General features: G+C 63.6%; 13 protein-coding genes. 6 read left to right on the plus strand and 7 right to left on the minus strand.

From position 1 onward, the window contains the following. Nucleotides 1-9: 9 nt before the first annotated feature. On the minus strand, nt 10-1,095 hold the full coding sequence (rsxD, locus tag CKW09_RS11510) for an electron transport complex subunit RsxD (RefSeq protein ID WP_061795583.1): 1,086 nt from the start codon (nt 1,093-1,095) through the stop codon (nt 10-12). Between the two features lie 383 nt (nt 1,096-1,478). On the opposite strand from rsxD, the gene CKW09_RS11515 reads away from it, so the two are divergent. Further along, a complete protein-coding gene (locus CKW09_RS11515) occupies nt 1,479-2,372 on the plus strand; it encodes a helix-turn-helix domain-containing protein (RefSeq protein WP_095097322.1) in 894 nt (297 codons plus the stop codon). 33 nt (nt 2,373-2,405) lie between these two features. Here CKW09_RS11515 and rsxC read toward each other — a convergent pair whose 3' ends face one another. The 6 genes from rsxC to CKW09_RS11545 all read right to left on the minus strand — a co-directional run bounded on the left by rsxC (nt 2,406) and on the right by CKW09_RS11545 (nt 9,690). Further along, nucleotides 2,406-4,595, minus strand: a complete 2,190-nt coding sequence (gene rsxC / locus CKW09_RS11520) for an electron transport complex subunit RsxC (protein ID WP_095097325.1) — start codon at nt 4,593-4,595, stop codon at nt 2,406-2,408. Further along, nucleotides 4,588-5,160: an electron transport complex subunit RsxB gene (rsxB, locus tag CKW09_RS11525; RefSeq protein ID WP_095097328.1), complete on the minus strand. Its 573-nt coding sequence runs from the start codon at nt 5,158-5,160 to the stop codon at nt 4,588-4,590. The genes rsxC and rsxB overlap by 8 nt, the downstream gene beginning before the upstream one ends. Then, nucleotides 5,160-5,741 carry an electron transport complex subunit RsxA gene (gene rsxA / locus CKW09_RS11530; protein WP_061795587.1) on the minus strand — a complete coding sequence of 194 codons (582 nt, stop codon included), beginning with the start codon at nt 5,739-5,741 and terminating at the stop codon, nt 5,160-5,162. Before rsxA ends, rsxB begins: the two co-directional genes overlap by 1 nt. 144 nt (nt 5,742-5,885) lie before the next feature. Then, nucleotides 5,886-6,326 (minus strand): DUF2569 domain-containing protein, encoded by a 441-nt coding sequence (locus CKW09_RS11535; RefSeq protein ID WP_095097331.1) that lies wholly within the window; start codon nt 6,324-6,326, stop codon nt 5,886-5,888. Between the two features lie 155 nt (nt 6,327-6,481). Next, complete coding sequence (gene araA, locus CKW09_RS11540; protein ID WP_061795589.1) at nt 6,482-7,987, minus strand: L-arabinose isomerase; 1,506 nt, start codon at nt 7,985-7,987, stop codon at nt 6,482-6,484. 23 nt (nt 7,988-8,010) lie between these two features. Next, nucleotides 8,011-9,690 carry a ribulokinase gene (locus CKW09_RS11545; protein ID WP_061795590.1) on the minus strand — a complete coding sequence of 560 codons (1,680 nt, stop codon included), beginning with the start codon at nt 9,688-9,690 and terminating at the stop codon, nt 8,011-8,013. A gap of 363 nt (nt 9,691-10,053) precedes the next feature. On the opposite strand from CKW09_RS11545, the gene CKW09_RS11550 reads away from it, so the two are divergent. From CKW09_RS11550 to CKW09_RS11570, 5 genes are all read left to right on the plus strand, one after another. Then, on the plus strand, nt 10,054-11,037 hold the full coding sequence (locus CKW09_RS11550; protein WP_061795591.1) for an arabinose ABC transporter substrate-binding protein: 984 nt from the start codon (nt 10,054-10,056) through the stop codon (nt 11,035-11,037). Between the two features lie 58 nt (nt 11,038-11,095). Beyond that, a complete protein-coding gene (gene araG, locus CKW09_RS11555; protein WP_061795592.1) occupies nt 11,096-12,637 on the plus strand; it encodes an L-arabinose ABC transporter ATP-binding protein AraG in 1,542 nt (513 codons plus the stop codon). Between the two features lie 20 nt (nt 12,638-12,657). Further along, complete coding sequence (araH, locus tag CKW09_RS11560) at nt 12,658-13,632, plus strand: L-arabinose ABC transporter permease AraH (RefSeq protein ID WP_370671110.1); 975 nt, start codon at nt 12,658-12,660, stop codon at nt 13,630-13,632. Between the two features lie 156 nt (nt 13,633-13,788). Continuing rightward, nucleotides 13,789-14,703 carry an arabinose operon transcriptional regulator AraC gene (gene araC / locus CKW09_RS11565; protein ID WP_061795594.1) on the plus strand — a complete coding sequence of 305 codons (915 nt, stop codon included), beginning with the start codon at nt 13,789-13,791 and terminating at the stop codon, nt 14,701-14,703. Between the two features lie 87 nt (nt 14,704-14,790). Continuing rightward, nucleotides 14,791-15,831, plus strand: a complete 1,041-nt coding sequence (locus CKW09_RS11570; protein WP_095097334.1) for an oxidoreductase — start codon at nt 14,791-14,793, stop codon at nt 15,829-15,831. The last annotated feature ends 13 nt before the right edge of the window (nt 15,832-15,844 follow it).

Raw genomic sequence — 15,844 nt, forward strand, 5'->3', positions numbered from 1 at the left:
CATGGCTCCTCAGCGATGGCCGTACACGCGCGGCTGCGTGTAGTGGTCGATTAACGGGACGGTAATGTTGGCCAACAGCACGGCGAAGGCGACGCCGTCCGGGTAGCCGCCATAAACGCGGATCAGCCAGACCAGCACGCCGATCAGCGCGCCGTAAATCAGCCGGCCCTTGGGCGTGGTGGAGGCGCTGACCGGGTCGGTGGCGATAAAGAACGCGCCGAGCATGCTGGCGCCGGAGAACAGATGGATCAACGGCGACGCCTGCTGCGCAGGATCGATCCACCAGGCCAGTCCGGAACAAAAGGCGATGGCCGCCAGCATGCTGAACGGAATTTGCCAATGGATCAGCTTGCGCCCCAGCATGAACAGGCCGCCGGCCAGGAAACCGAGGTTGACCCACTGCCAGCCGATCCCCGCCAGCACGCCGCCGAACAGCGGTTGCTGCAACACCTGATCGACGCTGTGGCCGCTGCGCAGGCCGGTTTTGAAACCGTCGAGCGGCGTCGCCTGGCTGATGCCGTCAAAGCCCATCTGCAGCTGATGAATGGTGGCGCCCTGGCCGGTATGGCCGCTGAAAATGGCCAGCAGCGTATCCTGGAACGACAGCGCGGTGGCGCGCAGCGCCTCCGGCGGCAGCCAACTGGTCATCTGCACCGGGAATGAGATCAACAGCACCACGTAGCCGACCATCGCCGGGTTGAACGGGTTCTGCCCCAAACCGCCGTACAGCTGCTTGGCGATCACGATGGCGAAGAAAGTGCCGATGACGATCATCCACCAGGGCGCCAGCGGCGGCAGGCTGATGCCGAGCAGCAGGGCGGTCAGCAGCGCGGAGTTGTCCGCCAGCCGGCTGCGTACCGGCAGCTTGCGCAGCGCCAGAATGGCGCCTTCCGCCAGCAGCGCGACGATCATGGCCAATGCGGTCTGGATCAGCGTGCCGTAGCCAAAAAACCACAGCTGCGCGGCGATGCCGGGAATACAGGCCAGCATCACCCACAGCATGATACGGCTGGTGCTTTGCTGATTATGGGTGAAAGGTGAGCTGGCGATGTGTAAGCCTTTGGCGGCTGTGGGTGATACCGGCCTGAACTTCATAGAGTAACGACACCTTCTTTGCCGCGCCTGCGGCAGTTTCATCGCGCCGCACGACAGGGCGCTGTTAAAAAATGATAGCCGGGCATTCTACCTGATTCGCGCTTGGGGGAGTACGCCTTAATAATAAGGGTATTGGGTTTTTAGCACGCTTTGTAAGGGCTAATGCCGCGGCATGGCGCGATCGGATTTTTTTCCGTCATAAAAATGCGCTAGTTTGGCTGCCTGAGGCGACGATTTGCGCAAAATCGTCGCGGCGGGATAACGGGCATAACCACATGAATGGAATGTGATTTTTGGTACGTTTTTTCGCACAAAATAACAACTTTTGCATAATCCATGTAGGTTACTATCCCGACTATAACTGAGTTAGTGAAAGCATAATAATGACAAATGAAGACATATTTTTTATTGAAGAGCTAATAGAGTGGGTTGAGATACATCTGGAGAAGAGGCCAAACCTGGACGAAGTCGCCCGCATTTCGGGGTACTCCAAGTGGCATCTGCAGCGCAAATTCAAACGCATTACCGGCATTCAGCTCGCCACCTATATCCGTTCGCGCATCCTGACGCGCGCGGCGGTGGCGTTGCGCATTACCCGCCGTTCCATTATCGACATTTCCGACGAGCTGGGATTTGACTCGCAGCAGACCTTTACCCGCATGTTCAAGCAGCGTTTCGGCACCACGCCTAACCGCTACCGCTCCATGGAACAGTGGGACGTGAAAAACCTGATGCCGCGCTTCAATTTCGAAGCCAGCTACGGCGCGGGCTACTACCCGGAAGTGAAGCGTTTGATGCTGCCGGACATGCAGCTGGTGGGTTTCTCGCGCCAGCTGGACTTCAGCGCCGAGCAGGAAATCGAACATGCGTCCTGCATGGCGATGAAGGATGAGATTTTCAACGATTTCTTCAAAGGCCTGAACGTGGACTGCCACCGGGTTTACAGCATTCATTCGGTGCTGAGCGGCGCGGAAGCGGGGTTTTCATCGACCCACGTGATGGCGGTCGATCCGGAAAACAAAAAGGATATCGTTTCCGGGCATCAAATCGACAATATCCACATTCCGGGGCGCGAGTACATTTCGATCACCCATCAGGGCTCGGCCAAAGAGTGCCTGCAGTTTTTCGGTTACCTGATTTCTCATGTGATGCCGGGGCTGCGGCATGAGGTGAAGGGCAGCATGGAAATGGAGATCATTCAACTCAAGGAGTGGACGCCGGAATCGAAAATGCGCCAGATTGAAGTTGATTACACCTATCTGATCTCCATCGACTGAATAACGCCTTGCGGCCTGCAAGGCGTTACCCCGTCACTTATTGTCCGCGTCTGAGGCCGCCGTTTCCCGGGCGGCTTTTTTGGCTTTGGCGCGGGCGATGGCCGCCGCAACCGCGGCCTTGCGCGGATCCTCTTCTTCCGCCGCCGGCGCAGGGTCGGCCGGCGCGGCGCCGTCCGCCTGGGCGGCGGCTTTTTTGGCCTTCACCCGGGCCAGAGCGGCGGCAACTGCGGCCTTGCGCGGATCCTCTTCCGCCGCCGGCGCAGGGTCGGCCGGCGCGGCGCCGTCCGCCTGGGCGGCGGCTTTCTTGGCTTTCACCCGGGCCAGAGCGGCGGCAACCGCCGCCTTGCGCGGATCTTCTTCCGCCGTCGGCGCTGGGTCGGCCGGCGCGGCGCCGTCCGCCTGGGCGGCGGCTTTCTTGGTTTTCACCCGGGCCAGAGCGGCGGCAACCGCCGCCTTGCGCGGATCTTCTTCCGCCGTCGGCGCTGGGTCGGCCGGCGCGGCGGCTTTCCTGGCCTTGGCGCGGGCGATGGCCGCCGCAACCGCAGCCTTGCGCGGATCCTCGTCTTCGGCCGGCGCGGCGGCGGCCGGCGCGGCCTGGGTTTCCTGCCGAGCGCGGCGTTCGCGCGCCTGTGCCTTGCGCGCCTCGCGGGCGGCGATCATCTCGCTGTTGTCCGGCTGCTGGCCGTCGACGGTAACGACCGCCGCTTCGTTATTCTTGCTGCGTACCCGCGCCAGCGCGGCCTGCACCGCATTCTGATCGTTGTCGGTCAGCTTGACGGCGGCCTTTTTATGGCGCTCTTCACGCGCCAGCTTCTCGCGCTCCAGGCGGGCCAGTTTGGCTTCGTAACGCGCCTTGGCTTCGGCGGTGCGCGCCGCTTCCTGATCGATGGCCTTGATCTCGGCCTTTTCCTGGCGGTAATACTGCACCAGCGGGATATTGCTGGGGCACACGAAGGCGCAGGCGCCGCACTCGATGCAGTCGAACAGGTTGTGATTGCGCGCCTTGTCGTGCTCCTGGCCGCGGCTGAACCAGTAAAGCTGCTGCGGCAACAGGCCCGCCGGGCAGGCGTCCACGCACAGGCCGCAGCGGATGCACGACTGCTCCTGTTCCTGCGGCGCCATTTCGTCGACCGTCGGCGCCAGGATGCAGTTGCTGATTTTAACGATCGGCACGTTGAGGGCGGGCAGGGTAAAGCCCATCAGCGGGCCGCCCATCACCACCATCTGCTGGGCCTGCGGCCGGAAGCCGGCAAAGTTCAGCAGGTGTTGCACCGGGGTGCCGATGCGCGCCCACAGGTTGCCCGGTTGGCTCAGCGCCTCGCCGGTCAGGGTCACCACGCGTTCAATCAGCGGTTCGCCGTCGACGATCGCCCGTTTGATGGCGAAAGCGGTGCCGACGTTTTGCATCAGCACGCCGATGGCGGAGGAGTGTTTGCCGTGCGGCACTTCCTTGCCGGTCAGGATCCTGGTCAGCTGTTTGGCGCCGCCGGACGGGTATTTGGTCGGGATCACCCGCAGCGCGATGTCGGTTTGGCCGCGCAGCGCCTGTTTCAGCGCCGCGATGGCTTCCGGCTTGTTGTCTTCGATGCCGATCAGGGTGATTTTCGGCTGCAGCAGGTGGCGCAGGATCTGCGTGCCCTCGATGATCTGATCGGCGTGTTCCCGCATCAGGCGATCGTCGGCGGTGATATAAGGCTCGCACTCGGCGGCGTTGAGGATCAGCGTTTCCACGCCGCTCATGCCGCCCTGCAGCTTGCTGGCGGTCGGGAAGCCCGCGCCGCCCAGCCCGGCGATGCCCGCCTGATGGATGCGCTGAATCAGCTCGGCGGCGCCGTGCTGACGGTAATCGGCGAGCGGCTCGCGTTCGCACCAGCGGTCTTCACCGTCGGCTTCGATGATCACGCACAGCTCGGCCAGCCCGGAGGGGTGGGCGGTGATATGCGGCTTAATGGCGCTGACGGTGCCGGAAGTCGGCGCGTGCACCGGCACCGTGCGGCCGCGGCCCAGGGTCAGCGGCTGGCCTTTCAGCACCCGATCGCCGGGGCTGACGCACAGTTCGCCTTCCGGCCCCAGGTGCTGCTGCAGCGGAATGATGAAGGTATCGGGCAACGGAGCGACACGCAGCGGCACGCCGCTGGACTGGGTCTTCATCTCCGGCGGATGGATCCCGCCGTCGAAATCCCAAATCCGGTCTTTTTTAAAGGCGGCGAACAGATTAAGCATGTTGCTCCACGTGGATCACTTGCACCGGGATCGTCTTCATATCCCACTTCCAGTTGGCGGTGGTGGCGGCGACCGGTTTCATTTCAATACAGTCGGTAGGGCACGGCGCGACGCACAGATCGCAGCCGGTACAGAGGTCGGTAATCACGGTGTGCATGGCGCGGGTGGCGCCGACGATGGCGTCCACCGGGCAGGCCTGAATGCACTTGGTGCAGCCGATGCAGTTGGCTTCGTCGATATAGGCCACTTTACGCACCGGTTCGGCGGCGACTTCGCTGCCCAATGGCTGCGGTTCGACGTTGAGCAGCTCAGCCAGCTTCAGCATCACCTGTTCGCCGCCCGGCGCGCATTTGTTGATCATCTCGCCGTTGGCCACCGCTTCGGCATAGGGGCGGCAGCCGGGGTAGCCGCACTGGCCGCACTGGCTCTGCGGCAGGATCTCGTCGACCTGCTCGGCGACCGGATCCTCTTCCACCTCGAAGCGGCGCGCGGCGTAGCCCAGCACCAGACCGAACAGCAAACCGAGCGCGCTCAGTGCCGCGATAGCGATCCACAACGCACTCATTAGAATTTCACCAGCCCGGTAAAGCCCATAAAGGCCAGCGACATCAGCCCGGCGGTGATCAACGCGATCGACGAACCGCGGAACGGAGCGGGAACGTCGGCCACCGCCAGACGTTCGCGAATGGCGGCGAACAGCACCATCACCAGCGAGAAGCCGGCGGCGGCGCTGAAGCCATACACCGCAGACTGCAGGAAGTTGTAGCCGAGGTTGATGTTGAGCAGCGCCACGCCGAGCACCGCGCAGTTGGTGGTGATCAGCGGCAGGAAGATGCCCAGCAGGCGGTACAGCGCCGGGCTGGTTTTACGCACCACCATCTCGGTGAATTGCACCACCACGGCGATCACCAGAATGAACGACAGCGTACGCAGGTACACCAGATCCAGCGGAACCAGAATAAAGGTGTTGATCACCCAGGCGCTGACGGAGGCCAGCGTCATCACGAAGGTGGTGGCCATCCCCATGCCGATGGCGCTTTCCAGCTTCTTGGATACGCCGAGGAACGGGCACAGGCCAAGAAACTTCACCAGGACGAAGTTGTTCACCAGTACGGTGCCGACAAACAGGAGCAGGTATTCGGTCATTGCGATGCCTAAAAAAATAAAAGCCGCCTATTATCGGGAATCGGCGGCCGGACGACAACATATGAATAGCAGGGGTATTGCCCTTTTTGGCTATTTTTGGCGAAAATTTACACAATTATTCGCATAAAACGTGCTACAGCGCGCTCAACCCTCGGTAAAGGTGCCTTTTACCCGCTGGGAGCGTTTGATGTAGGGCACCAGCAGCGCCGCCATCAGCAGCGGCCAACCCAGGCTGCGCACCGCCACTTCATCCGGCACCGGCGCAAAGGCGAAGGCCTTGATCGCCAGCACCACGGTCACCAGCAGCCACAGCAGGAACAGTTTCGGGAAACGCCGCGAGCGCTGGCAGAACAGCCACAGCAGCCACAGGGTGAAACACCACATCGCCAGGGTGGTCAGCACCGAAAAATACCATTGCAGGGTGAACGCCTGGGCGTTGGTCAGCAGATATTCACGCGATTCCGGCATGAAGATCGCCATGGCGTACAGGAGCAGCATCAGGCTGGCGCTGAGCAGGGTGACGATCAGATAGGCCATCGGGGCCAGCAACCAACCGCCGATACGGGTGTATTCAGCTTGAGACATAAACGGCTTCCTGAATGAAACAGAGGTAACAGGCGGCATAGCTTAGCGGTTAATGCGGGCTTCGTCATCAGTATCAAGCGGATGGCGGGCGGCAAAGCGGGGCGGGCAGCACGTTTGGCTACCGGCGGCCGGTTTTCACACCGGCCGCCGGCGGATTAACGGCGGTTGAGCTGATAGTAGGCTTCGTTCCAGCGGATTTCATTTTTGAACGCCGGCAGCGTGGTGGCGTTGTCGATCAGCAGGAATTCGACGTTGTGCATGTCGGCGTACAGCCGCAGCATATCGGCGTCCAGCGCCTGAGAGAACACGGTGTGGTGCGCGCCGCCCGCCAGGATCCACGCCTCGGCGGCGGTGGCCAGGCTGGGCTGGGCCCGCCAGATGGCGCGCGCCACCGGCAGTTTGGGCAACGGCTGCGGCTGTTCGACGGTATCAACCTGATTGACCAGCAGGCGGAAACGGTCGCCCATGTCGATCAGGCTGGCGTTGACTGCCGGGCCGGCCGGGGTGGAGAAGATCAGGCGCGCCGGATCGGCCTTGCCGCCGATGCCCAGCGGCTGGATGTCCAGCAGCGGCTTCGCCTCTTTGGCGATCGACGGACACACCTCCAGCATGTGCGAACCGACCACCAGATCGTTGCCCGGCTGGAAGTGATAAGTGTAATCCTCCATAAAGGAAGTGCCGCCCTGCAGCCCGCCGGCCATCACCTTGAGAATGCGCAGCAGCGCGGCGGTCTTCCAGTCGCCTTCGCCGCCGAAGCCGTAGCCCTGCTGCATCAGGCGCTGCACCGCCAGCCCCGGTAGCTGCTTCATGCCGTGCAGATCTTCAAAGTTGGTGGTGAAAGCGTGGAAACCGCCCCGCTCGAGGAAGCGCTTCATGCCCAGTTCGATGCGCGCCGCGTCCAGCAGATCCTCGCGTTTGGCGCCGCCGTGCTGCGCCGCCGCGCTCAGAATATAGCTGGCCTCATACTCTTCTATCAGCGCATCCACCTCGCCGCGGCCAATTTCATCGATCGCGCCGACCAGATCGCCGATGCCGTAGGCGCTGACCGAATAACCGAACTGGATTTGCGCGCCGACCTTATCGCCTTCGGTTACCGCCACTTCGCGCATATTGTCGCCAAAGCGCGCCACCTTCAGTTGCCGGCTTTCCTGCCTGGCGGCGGCGACGCGCATCCACTGGCCGATGCGCCGTTGCGCTTCGCCGTCGCGCCAGTGGCCGGCGATCACGCTGTGCTGCTGGCGCATGCGCGCGCCGATGAAGCCGAACTCCCGGCCGCCGTGGGCGGTTTGATTGAGGTTCATGAAGTCCATGTCCATGCTGTCCCACGGCACTTCGGCGTTGAACTGGGTATGGAATTGCAACAGCGGTTTGTCGAGCTGCGTCAGCCCGGCTATCCACATCTTGGCCGGCGAGAAGGTGTGCAGCCAGGTGACAATGCCGATGCAGTTCTGCGCGTAGTTGGCTTCCCGGCACAGGGCGGTGATTTCATCCGGCGTGGTGACCAGCGGCTTCAGCACCAGCTTCACCGGCAATCCGGCCTCGCTATTGAGGCTGGCCACCACCTGTTCGGCGTGGGCCCTGACCTGTTGCAAGGTCGCCGGGCCATACAGATGCTGGCTGCCGACGGCGAACCAGACTTCGAGCTGCTTGAATGCGTCCATCAAAGACTCCTGAGTATCGGTGGTTAGGCGTGGTCAGCGGCGGCGTAGCGCGGCTCGGCCGCCCGGCACCAGCGCTGGTAGTTTTGATAAAGCTGCTGATAGCGCGCCGCGCGCCGGGCGTCCGGTTGCAGCGTGCGTTCGATGCCGCAGGCCATTCGCCGCTGCGCGGCGGGCACGTCGGCGAAGCAGCCGGCGGCGACGGCGGCGAAGATCGCCGCGCCCAGCGCGCAGCATTGGTCGGAGGCGACAATCTGCAGCGGGCGATTCATCACGTCGGCGCAGGCCTGCATGATCGCCGGCGATTTACGGGCGATGCCGCCCATCGCCAGCACGTTGTCGACCGGGATCCGCTGCCGTTCGAAGCACTCCATGATGGCGCGGGCGCCGAAGGCGGTGGCGGCGATAAAACCGCCGAACAGCGCCGGCGCCTCGGTGCCGAGATTCAGCTCGGCAATCACGCCTTTCAGGCGCTGATTGGCGTAAGGGGTGCGACGGCCGTTGAACCAGTCCAGCACCACCGGCAGGTGATCGAGGGAAGGGGCGCGGGCCCAGGCGTCGGTGAGGTCGGTCAGCAGGTCGGCTTCTATCTGCCGCAGCTGCGGCGCCAGCGCCGGCTGGTTTTTCGCCGCTTCGCGCAGCGGCCAGCTCAGCAGGCGGCTGAACCAGGCATACATGTCGCCGAAGGCCGATTGCCCGGCTTCCAGCCCGATCATGCCAGGCACCACGCTGCCGTCGACCTGGCCGCAGATGCCCTCGATGGCGCGGCCGTCAACCCGCTGAGGGTCGGCGATCAGGATGTCGCAGGTGGAGGTGCCGATCACCTTGACCAGCGTATAGGGCTGAGCGCCGGCGCCCACCGCGCCCATATGGCAGTCGAAGGCGCCGCCGGACAGCACCACGCTCTGCGGCAGCCCCAGCCGTGCGGCCCACTCGGCGGTCAGCGTGCCGACCGGCAGATCGGCGGTCTGCGCCTCGGTAAACAGCGGCCAGGGCAAGTCCTCTACCAGCAGCGGATCCAGCGCGGCGAAAAACGCCTTCGGCGGCAGGCCGCCCCAGTCGGGATGCCACAGGGTTTTGTGGCCGACGCTGCAGCGGCCGCGCTTCAGCCGGTCGGGCGCGGTGGTGCCGGACAGCAGCGCCGGCACCCAGTCGCACAGCTCCACCCAGGAGGCGGCGGCGCGCCGCACCTCGGCGTCCTGGCGCGAAACGTGCAGTATCTTGGCCCAGAACCATTCCGACGAATAAACGCCGCCGATATAGCGCGAATAGTCAGGGAACTCGCCGCTGCGGCACAGGCGGTTGATGGCGTCGGCCTCGTCGACGGCGGTGTGGTCCTTCCACAACACGAACATGGCGTTCGGGTTGGCGGCGAACTCGGGCCGCAGCGCCAGCACCCGGCCCTGTTGGTCGATCGGCGCCGGGGTGGAGCCGGTGGAGTCGACGCCGATGCCCGCCACCTGCAGTCGCCTGGCCGGCGGCATGCGCTGCACCACCGCGACGATCGCCTGCTCCATGGCGTCGATATAGTCGAGCGGGTGGTGGCGGAAGCGGTTTTCCGCGGCGTCGCAGAATTCGCCGCGCTGCCAGCGCGGGTAATACACCACTTCGGTATCCAGTTCGCGGCCGCTGTGGCAATCCACCGCCAGCGCCCGTACCGAATCACTGCCGAAGTCCAATCCCAGGGCGATAGCGCCTGCGGTCATGATGCTGACTCCTTATCGGTTGTTACACAGGGGTTAACGATAGGAGCGTGCGGGCCGCCGGCGTGAGGATCCATTGGCTGGAAGTATGCACTTTTCTGCTTCGGCCAGCGGTTTTGTGATGGCTGTCAAATGTCGCCGCTTGGCCGAATCGGCTAAATATATGCACATATCTGCTGTAATCCCTGGATGTGATAGCGCTCTACATTTCGGCAACAAATTCCCGCTAAAACTTATTCCGTCTTACTCTTTACGTCGGTCAATAGCGCAGCATAAGCGCTTATCCGACCACAGATACCCTAATGATAACGTTTTCACAGTGGCGGCATTTTCCCCGCCAACGAGAACGACACCGCGGAGAGCATCATGCATAAATTCACTAAGGCGCTGGCGGCGCTGGGACTGGCGGCCGTTATGTCACATTCGGCTGCCGCCGAAACCATGAAGCTGGGCTTTTTGGTCAAACAACCGGAAGAACCCTGGTTCCAGACCGAGTGGAAGTTTGCCGACAAGGCCGGCAAGGATCTCGGCTTCGAAGTGATCAAAATCGCCGTGCCGGACGGCGAGAAGACCCTGAACGCCATCGACAGCCTGGCGGCCAGCGGCGCCAAGGGGTTCGTCATCTGCACCCCGGATCCGAAGCTCGGCTCGGCGATCGTCGCCAAGGCGCGCAGCTATGACCTGAAGGTGATCGCCGTCGACGATCAGTTCGTCACCGCCAAGGGCAAACCGATGGACAGCGTGCCGTTGGTGATGATGGCGGCGACCAAAATCGGCGAGCGTCAGGGGCAGGAGCTGTGGAAAGAGATGAACCAGCGCGGTTGGAAAGTGGCGGACACCGCGGTGATGGCGATCACCGCCGATGAGCTGGATACCGCCCGGCGCCGCACCGGCGGTTCGATGGATGCGCTGAAGGCCGCCGGCTTCCCGGAAAAGCAAATCTACCGGGTGCCGACCAAGTCCAATGACATTCCCGGCGCCTTCGACGCCGCCAACTCGATGCTGGTGCAACATCCGGAAGTGAAAAACTGGCTGATCGTCGGCATGAACGACAACACCGTGCTGGGCGGCGTGCGCGCCACCGAAGGCCAGGGCTTCAAGGCGCCGAACGTGATCGGCATCGGCATCAACGGCGTGGACGCGGTGAGCGAACTCTCCAAGGCGCAGGCCACCGGTTTCTACGGCTCGCTGCTGCCCAGCCCGGACATCCACGGCTACAAGAGCATCCAGATGCTGCACGACTGGGTGGAAAAGGGCGTCGAACCGCAGAAGTTCACCGAAGTGACCGACGTGGTGCTGATCACCCGCGACAACTTCAAGGCCGAGCTGCAGAAAAAAGGCCTGATGTAACCGGTGCGCCGCCTGCTGGCGCGGGCGGCGTTTTCAACGCAAGCATGAGGACAGCGCGATGACAGCCACGACGCCGTATCTGGCTTTCAAAGGCATAGGCAAGAGTTTCCCCGGCGTTAAGGCGCTGGATGATATCAGCTTCGACTGTCAGGCCGGGCAGGTCCACGCCCTGATGGGCGAGAACGGCGCCGGCAAGTCGACGCTGTTGAAAATTCTCAGCGGCAACTATGCCCCGAGCCAGGGCGAAATCCATCTTCGCGGGCGGCCGGTGCAGTTCGCCCACGCCACCGACGCACTGAACGCCGGGGTGGCGATCATCTACCAGGAGCTGCACCTGGTGCCGGAAATGACCGTGGCGGAGAACATCTACCTGGGCCAACTGCCGACCCGGCGCGGCATGGTGGATCGCAAACTGCTGCGCTACGAGGCGCGGCTGCAGCTGGAACATCTCGGGCTGGATATCGATCCCGATACGCCGCTCAAATACCTGTCGATCGGCCAGTGGCAGATGGTGGAGATCGCCAAGGCGCTGGCGCGCAACGCCAAGGTGATCGCTTTCGACGAGCCGACCAGTTCGTTGTCCGCCAGGGAGATAGAACAGCTGTTCCGGGTGATCCGCGAGCTGCGCGCCGAAGGGCGGGTGATCCTGTACGTGTCGCACCGCATGGAGGAAATCTTCGCCCTCAGCGATGCGATTACGGTATTCAAGGACGGCCGCTACGTGCGCACCTTCGCCGACATGAACCAGGTCGATCACGCTCAGCTGGTGCAGGCGATGGTCGGGCGCGATCTCGGCGACGTCTATGGCTACCAGCCGCGAGAGCTGGGCGCGGTGCGCCTGCAGCTGGACCGGCTGCAGGCGCAAGGGGTGAAAACGCCCATCAGCCTCAGCGTGCGCGCCGGCGAGATTGTCGGGCTGTTCGGGCTGGTGGGCGCCGGGCGCAGCGAATTGATGAAGGGCATTTTCGGCGCCACCCGGGTGCGCGGCGGCCGCCTGACGCTCGACGGCCAGGCGCTGGCGGTGCGTTCGCCGATCGACGCCATCCGCGCCGGCATCATGCTGTGCCCGGAGGATCGCAAGGCGGACGGCATCATCCCGGTGCATTCGGTGCGCGACAACATCAACATCAGCGCGCGGCGCAAAAGCATTCGCGCCGGCTGCCTGATCAACAACGGTTGGGAAGTCAGCAACGCGCAGCATCATATCCGCGCGCTGAACATCAAAACGCCCAGCGCCGAACAGCTGATCATGAACCTCTCCGGCGGCAACCAGCAGAAGGCCATTCTGGGCCGCTGGCTGTCGGAGGAAATGAAGGTGATCCTGCTGGACGAGCCGACGCGCGGCATCGACGTCGGCGCCAAGCACGAGATCTACCACGTGATTTACCAGCTGGCGCAGCAGGGCATCGCGGTGCTGTTCGCCTCCAGCGACCTGCCGGAGGTGCTGGGGCTGGCGGACCGCGTCATCGTGATGCGCGAAGGCGCCATCGCCGGTGAACTGCCGCACCACGGCGCCAGCGAGGAACAGGCGCTCAGCCTGGCGATGCTGCGCACCCCCGATATCGCCCCGGACGCCACGGCGACGGTGGCCCGACTGTGAAGGAGAAAGAGATGTCGACCATGACGACCAATTCCGTGAAGAACCGCGGCGGCCTGGGGCTGGCGCGCATCTGGGACAGCTACGGCATGCTGGTGGTGTTCGCGGTGCTGTTTATCGCCTGCGTGCTGCTGGTGCCCAATTTCGGCAGCTTCATCAACATGAAAGGGCTGGGGCTGGCGATCTCGATGTCCGGCATGGTGGCCTGCGGCATGCTGTTCTGCCTGGCCTCCGGCGACTTCGACCTGTCGGTCGCTTCGGTGATCGCCTGCGCCGGGGTCACCACCGCGGTGGTGATCAACCTGACCGAAAGCCTGTGGATCGGCGTCGCCGCCGGTTTGCTGCTCGGCGTGGCGTCCGGACTGATCAACGGCTTCGTCATCGCGCGCCTGAAGATCAACGCGCTGATCACCACCCTGGCCACCATGCAAATTTTCCGCGGGCTGGCTTATATCATCTCCGACGGCAAGGCGGTCGGCATCGAAGATGAGCGTTTCTTCACCCTCGGCTACGCCAACTGGCTGGGCCTGCCGGCGCCGATCTGGATCACCGTCGCCTGCCTGATCCTGTTCGGTTTTCTGCTGAACAAGACCACCTTCGGCCGCAATACGCTGGCGATCGGCGGCAACGAAGAGGCGGCGCGGCTGGCCGGCGTGCCGGTGGTGCGCACCAAGATTGTGATCTTCGTGCTGTCCGGGCTGGTATCGGCCGCCGCCGGCATCATTTTGGCTTCGCGCATGACCAGCGGCCAGCCGATGACCTCGATCGGCTATGAGCTGATCGTCATCTCCGCCTGCGTGCTGGGTGGGGTGTCGCTGAAAGGCGGCATCGGCAAGATCTCGTATGTGATCGCCGGCATCCTGATCCTCGGCACGGTGGAAAACGCCATGAACCTGCTGAATATCTCGCCGTTCTCGCAGTACGTGGTGCGCGGGGTGATCCTGCTGGCGGCGGTGATCTTCGACCGCTACAAACAGAAAGCCAAGCGAGCGGCCTAGGCAAAGCGTCTGGCGGCTCACAGTTCCGCCATCGGCCCGCGCAGTAATCCGCCGGGCCGATACACTGGTTGATACCCGCCGCCTTGCCGGCGCCGGGGCCGCAACGTGACATCCACCGGCCATAGGGTCGTTACGCAAGCCACTTGAGGAGGACCGATGTACCATCGCATGGCTCAGGAACCGCAGCCCAACCCGCTGCTGCCGGGATACACCTTCAACGCCTATCTGGTGGCCGGACTGACGCCGATCGTGGCCGACGGCCCGCTGGATTTCTTTATCGACCGTCCCGGCGGCATGAAGGGCTATATCCTCAATTTGACCATCAAGGGCCAGGGCAAGGTGTTCGACGGCGAAGACACCCTGTACTGCAACCCGGGCGATCTGCTGCTGTTCCCGCCCAAGGCGGCGCATTATTACGGCCGTTCGCCGGACAGCGACTGTTGGTATCACCGCTGGGTCTATTTCCGCCCGCGCGCCTACTGGGCCGATTGGCTGGAGTGGCACAGCAAGGCGCATCAGGTGGGGCGGCTGACGCTGCCGAACAGCAACCTGCTGCTGGAATTCGACCGGCTGTTCGCCAATATCGAACACACCCAGCGTTCCGGCCGCCGCTTCGCCGAAGAGCTGGGAATGAACCTGCTGGAGCGGCTGCTGCTGCGGGCGATGGAGGAGGATCCGCTCAGCCCGCAGAAGATCATGGATCCGCGCGTGATTGAAGCCTGCCAGTTCATTACCGGCAACCTGGCCGGCGAGCTGCGCATCGACGAAGTCGCGCGCCACGTCTGCCTGTCGCCGTCGCGGCTGGCGCATTTATTCCGCGAACAGGTGGGCATCAATATCCTGCGCTGGCGCGAGGACCAGCGGGTGATCCGCGCCAAGCTGCTGCTGCAGACCACTCAGGAATCGATCGCCACCATCGGCCGGGTGGTGGGGTATGACGACCAGCTCTATTTCTCGCGGGTGTTCCGCAAACGGGTGGGCGTCAGCCCAAGCGATTTCCGGCGCCGCAGCCTGGAGATCAACTACCCGGCGAAAAATCAGCGCGAACCGGCGCGCGCCGCCTCGAATTAACATTTAATTTACTTCTTGTTCCGTCCGGCGTCATGGTGTCAAATCGACAGGGTCTGTCTGGAGTCAGTAACCTGTAGAGGAAACACCATGGCTGAGAACATTCGCGTCGGGCTGGTCGGCTACGGCTACGCCGGCAAAACCTTTCATGCGCCGTTGATCGCCGGCACCCCGGGCCTGGCGTTGGCGGCGGTTGCCAGCAGCGATGCCGGAAAAGTGCACGCCGACTGGCCGTCGATGCCGGTGGTCGGCGAGGCGCAGGCGCTGTTCGACGACCCCTCGATCGATTTGATCGTCATTCCCACCCCCAACGACACCCACTATCCGCTGGCGCAACAGGCGCTGGCCGCCGGCAAGCACGTGGTGGTGGACAAACCCTTTACCCTGACCCTGTCACAGGCGCAGGCCCTGCGGCAGCAGGCGCAACAGAGCGGTCTGCTGCTTTCGGTGTTTCACAACCGCCGCTGGGACAGCGATTTTCTGACCCTCAAGGCGCTGCTGAAGGACGGTTCCCTGGGCGAAGTGGTTTACTTCGAATCCCACTTTGACCGTTTCCGGCCAGAAGTGCGCCAGCGCTGGCGCGAACAGGGCGGCGCCGGCAGCGGCATCTGGTACGATCTGGGGCCGCACCTGCTCGATCAGGCGCTGCAGCTGTTCGGCAAGCCCGACCGGCTGCTGGTCGATCTGGGCGAGCTGCGGCCCGACGCCCGGGCGGCGGATTACTTCCATGCGCTGCTCAACTACGGCCAGCGTCGGGTGGTGCTGCACGCCACGATGTTGGCGGCGGCGGAAAGCGCCCGCTATATTGTGCACGGCACCCGCGGCAGCTATATCAAATTCGGGCTGGATCCGCAGGAGGACCGGCTGAAGGCCGGCGAACGCTTGCCGCAGGCCGACTGGGGGTACGATATGCGCGACGGCGTGGTGACGCTGTCACGTGGTGACCTGCTGGCCGAGCAGCCGCTGCTGAACGTTCCCGGCAATTACCCGGCCTATTACGCCGCCATCCGCGACGCCATCACCGGCGCGGGAGATAATCCGGTGCCGGCCGCCGAGGCCATCGCGGTGATGGAACTGATCGAACTGGGCATCGAATCGGCCCGCCGGCAGCAGGCGCTGCCGGTGGCCTGAGCATGGCCCTCCG

This window comes from Serratia ficaria, assembly GCF_900187015.1.
GTDB classification, from domain to species: Bacteria; Pseudomonadota; Gammaproteobacteria; order Enterobacterales; family Enterobacteriaceae; genus Serratia; species Serratia ficaria.

Excerpts from the sequence above, each read along its gene's own strand:
- rsxD (WP_061795583.1), bottom strand. The coding sequence starts at position 1,095 with ATGAAGTTCAGGCCGGTATCACCCACAGCCGCCAAAGGCTTACACATC.
- CKW09_RS11515 (WP_095097322.1), top strand. The coding sequence starts at position 1,479 with ATGACAAATGAAGACATATTTTTTATTGAAGAGCTAATAGAGTGGGTT.
- rsxC (WP_095097325.1), bottom strand. The coding sequence starts at position 4,595 with ATGCTTAATCTGTTCGCCGCCTTTAAAAAAGACCGGATTTGGGATTTC.
- rsxB (WP_095097328.1), bottom strand. The coding sequence starts at position 5,160 with ATGAGTGCGTTGTGGATCGCTATCGCGGCACTGAGCGCGCTCGGTTTG.
- rsxA (WP_061795587.1), bottom strand. The coding sequence starts at position 5,741 with ATGACCGAATACCTGCTCCTGTTTGTCGGCACCGTACTGGTGAACAAC.
- CKW09_RS11535 (WP_095097331.1), bottom strand. The coding sequence starts at position 6,326 with ATGTCTCAAGCTGAATACACCCGTATCGGCGGTTGGTTGCTGGCCCCG.
- araA (WP_061795589.1), bottom strand. The coding sequence starts at position 7,987 with ATGGACGCATTCAAGCAGCTCGAAGTCTGGTTCGCCGTCGGCAGCCAG.
- CKW09_RS11545 (WP_061795590.1), bottom strand. The coding sequence starts at position 9,690 with ATGACCGCAGGCGCTATCGCCCTGGGATTGGACTTCGGCAGTGATTCG.
- CKW09_RS11550 (WP_061795591.1), top strand. The coding sequence starts at position 10,054 with ATGCATAAATTCACTAAGGCGCTGGCGGCGCTGGGACTGGCGGCCGTT.
- araG (WP_061795592.1), top strand. The coding sequence starts at position 11,096 with ATGACAGCCACGACGCCGTATCTGGCTTTCAAAGGCATAGGCAAGAGT.
- araH (WP_370671110.1), top strand. The coding sequence starts at position 12,658 with ATGACGACCAATTCCGTGAAGAACCGCGGCGGCCTGGGGCTGGCGCGC.
- araC (WP_061795594.1), top strand. The coding sequence starts at position 13,789 with ATGTACCATCGCATGGCTCAGGAACCGCAGCCCAACCCGCTGCTGCCG.
- CKW09_RS11570 (WP_095097334.1), top strand. The coding sequence starts at position 14,791 with ATGGCTGAGAACATTCGCGTCGGGCTGGTCGGCTACGGCTACGCCGGC.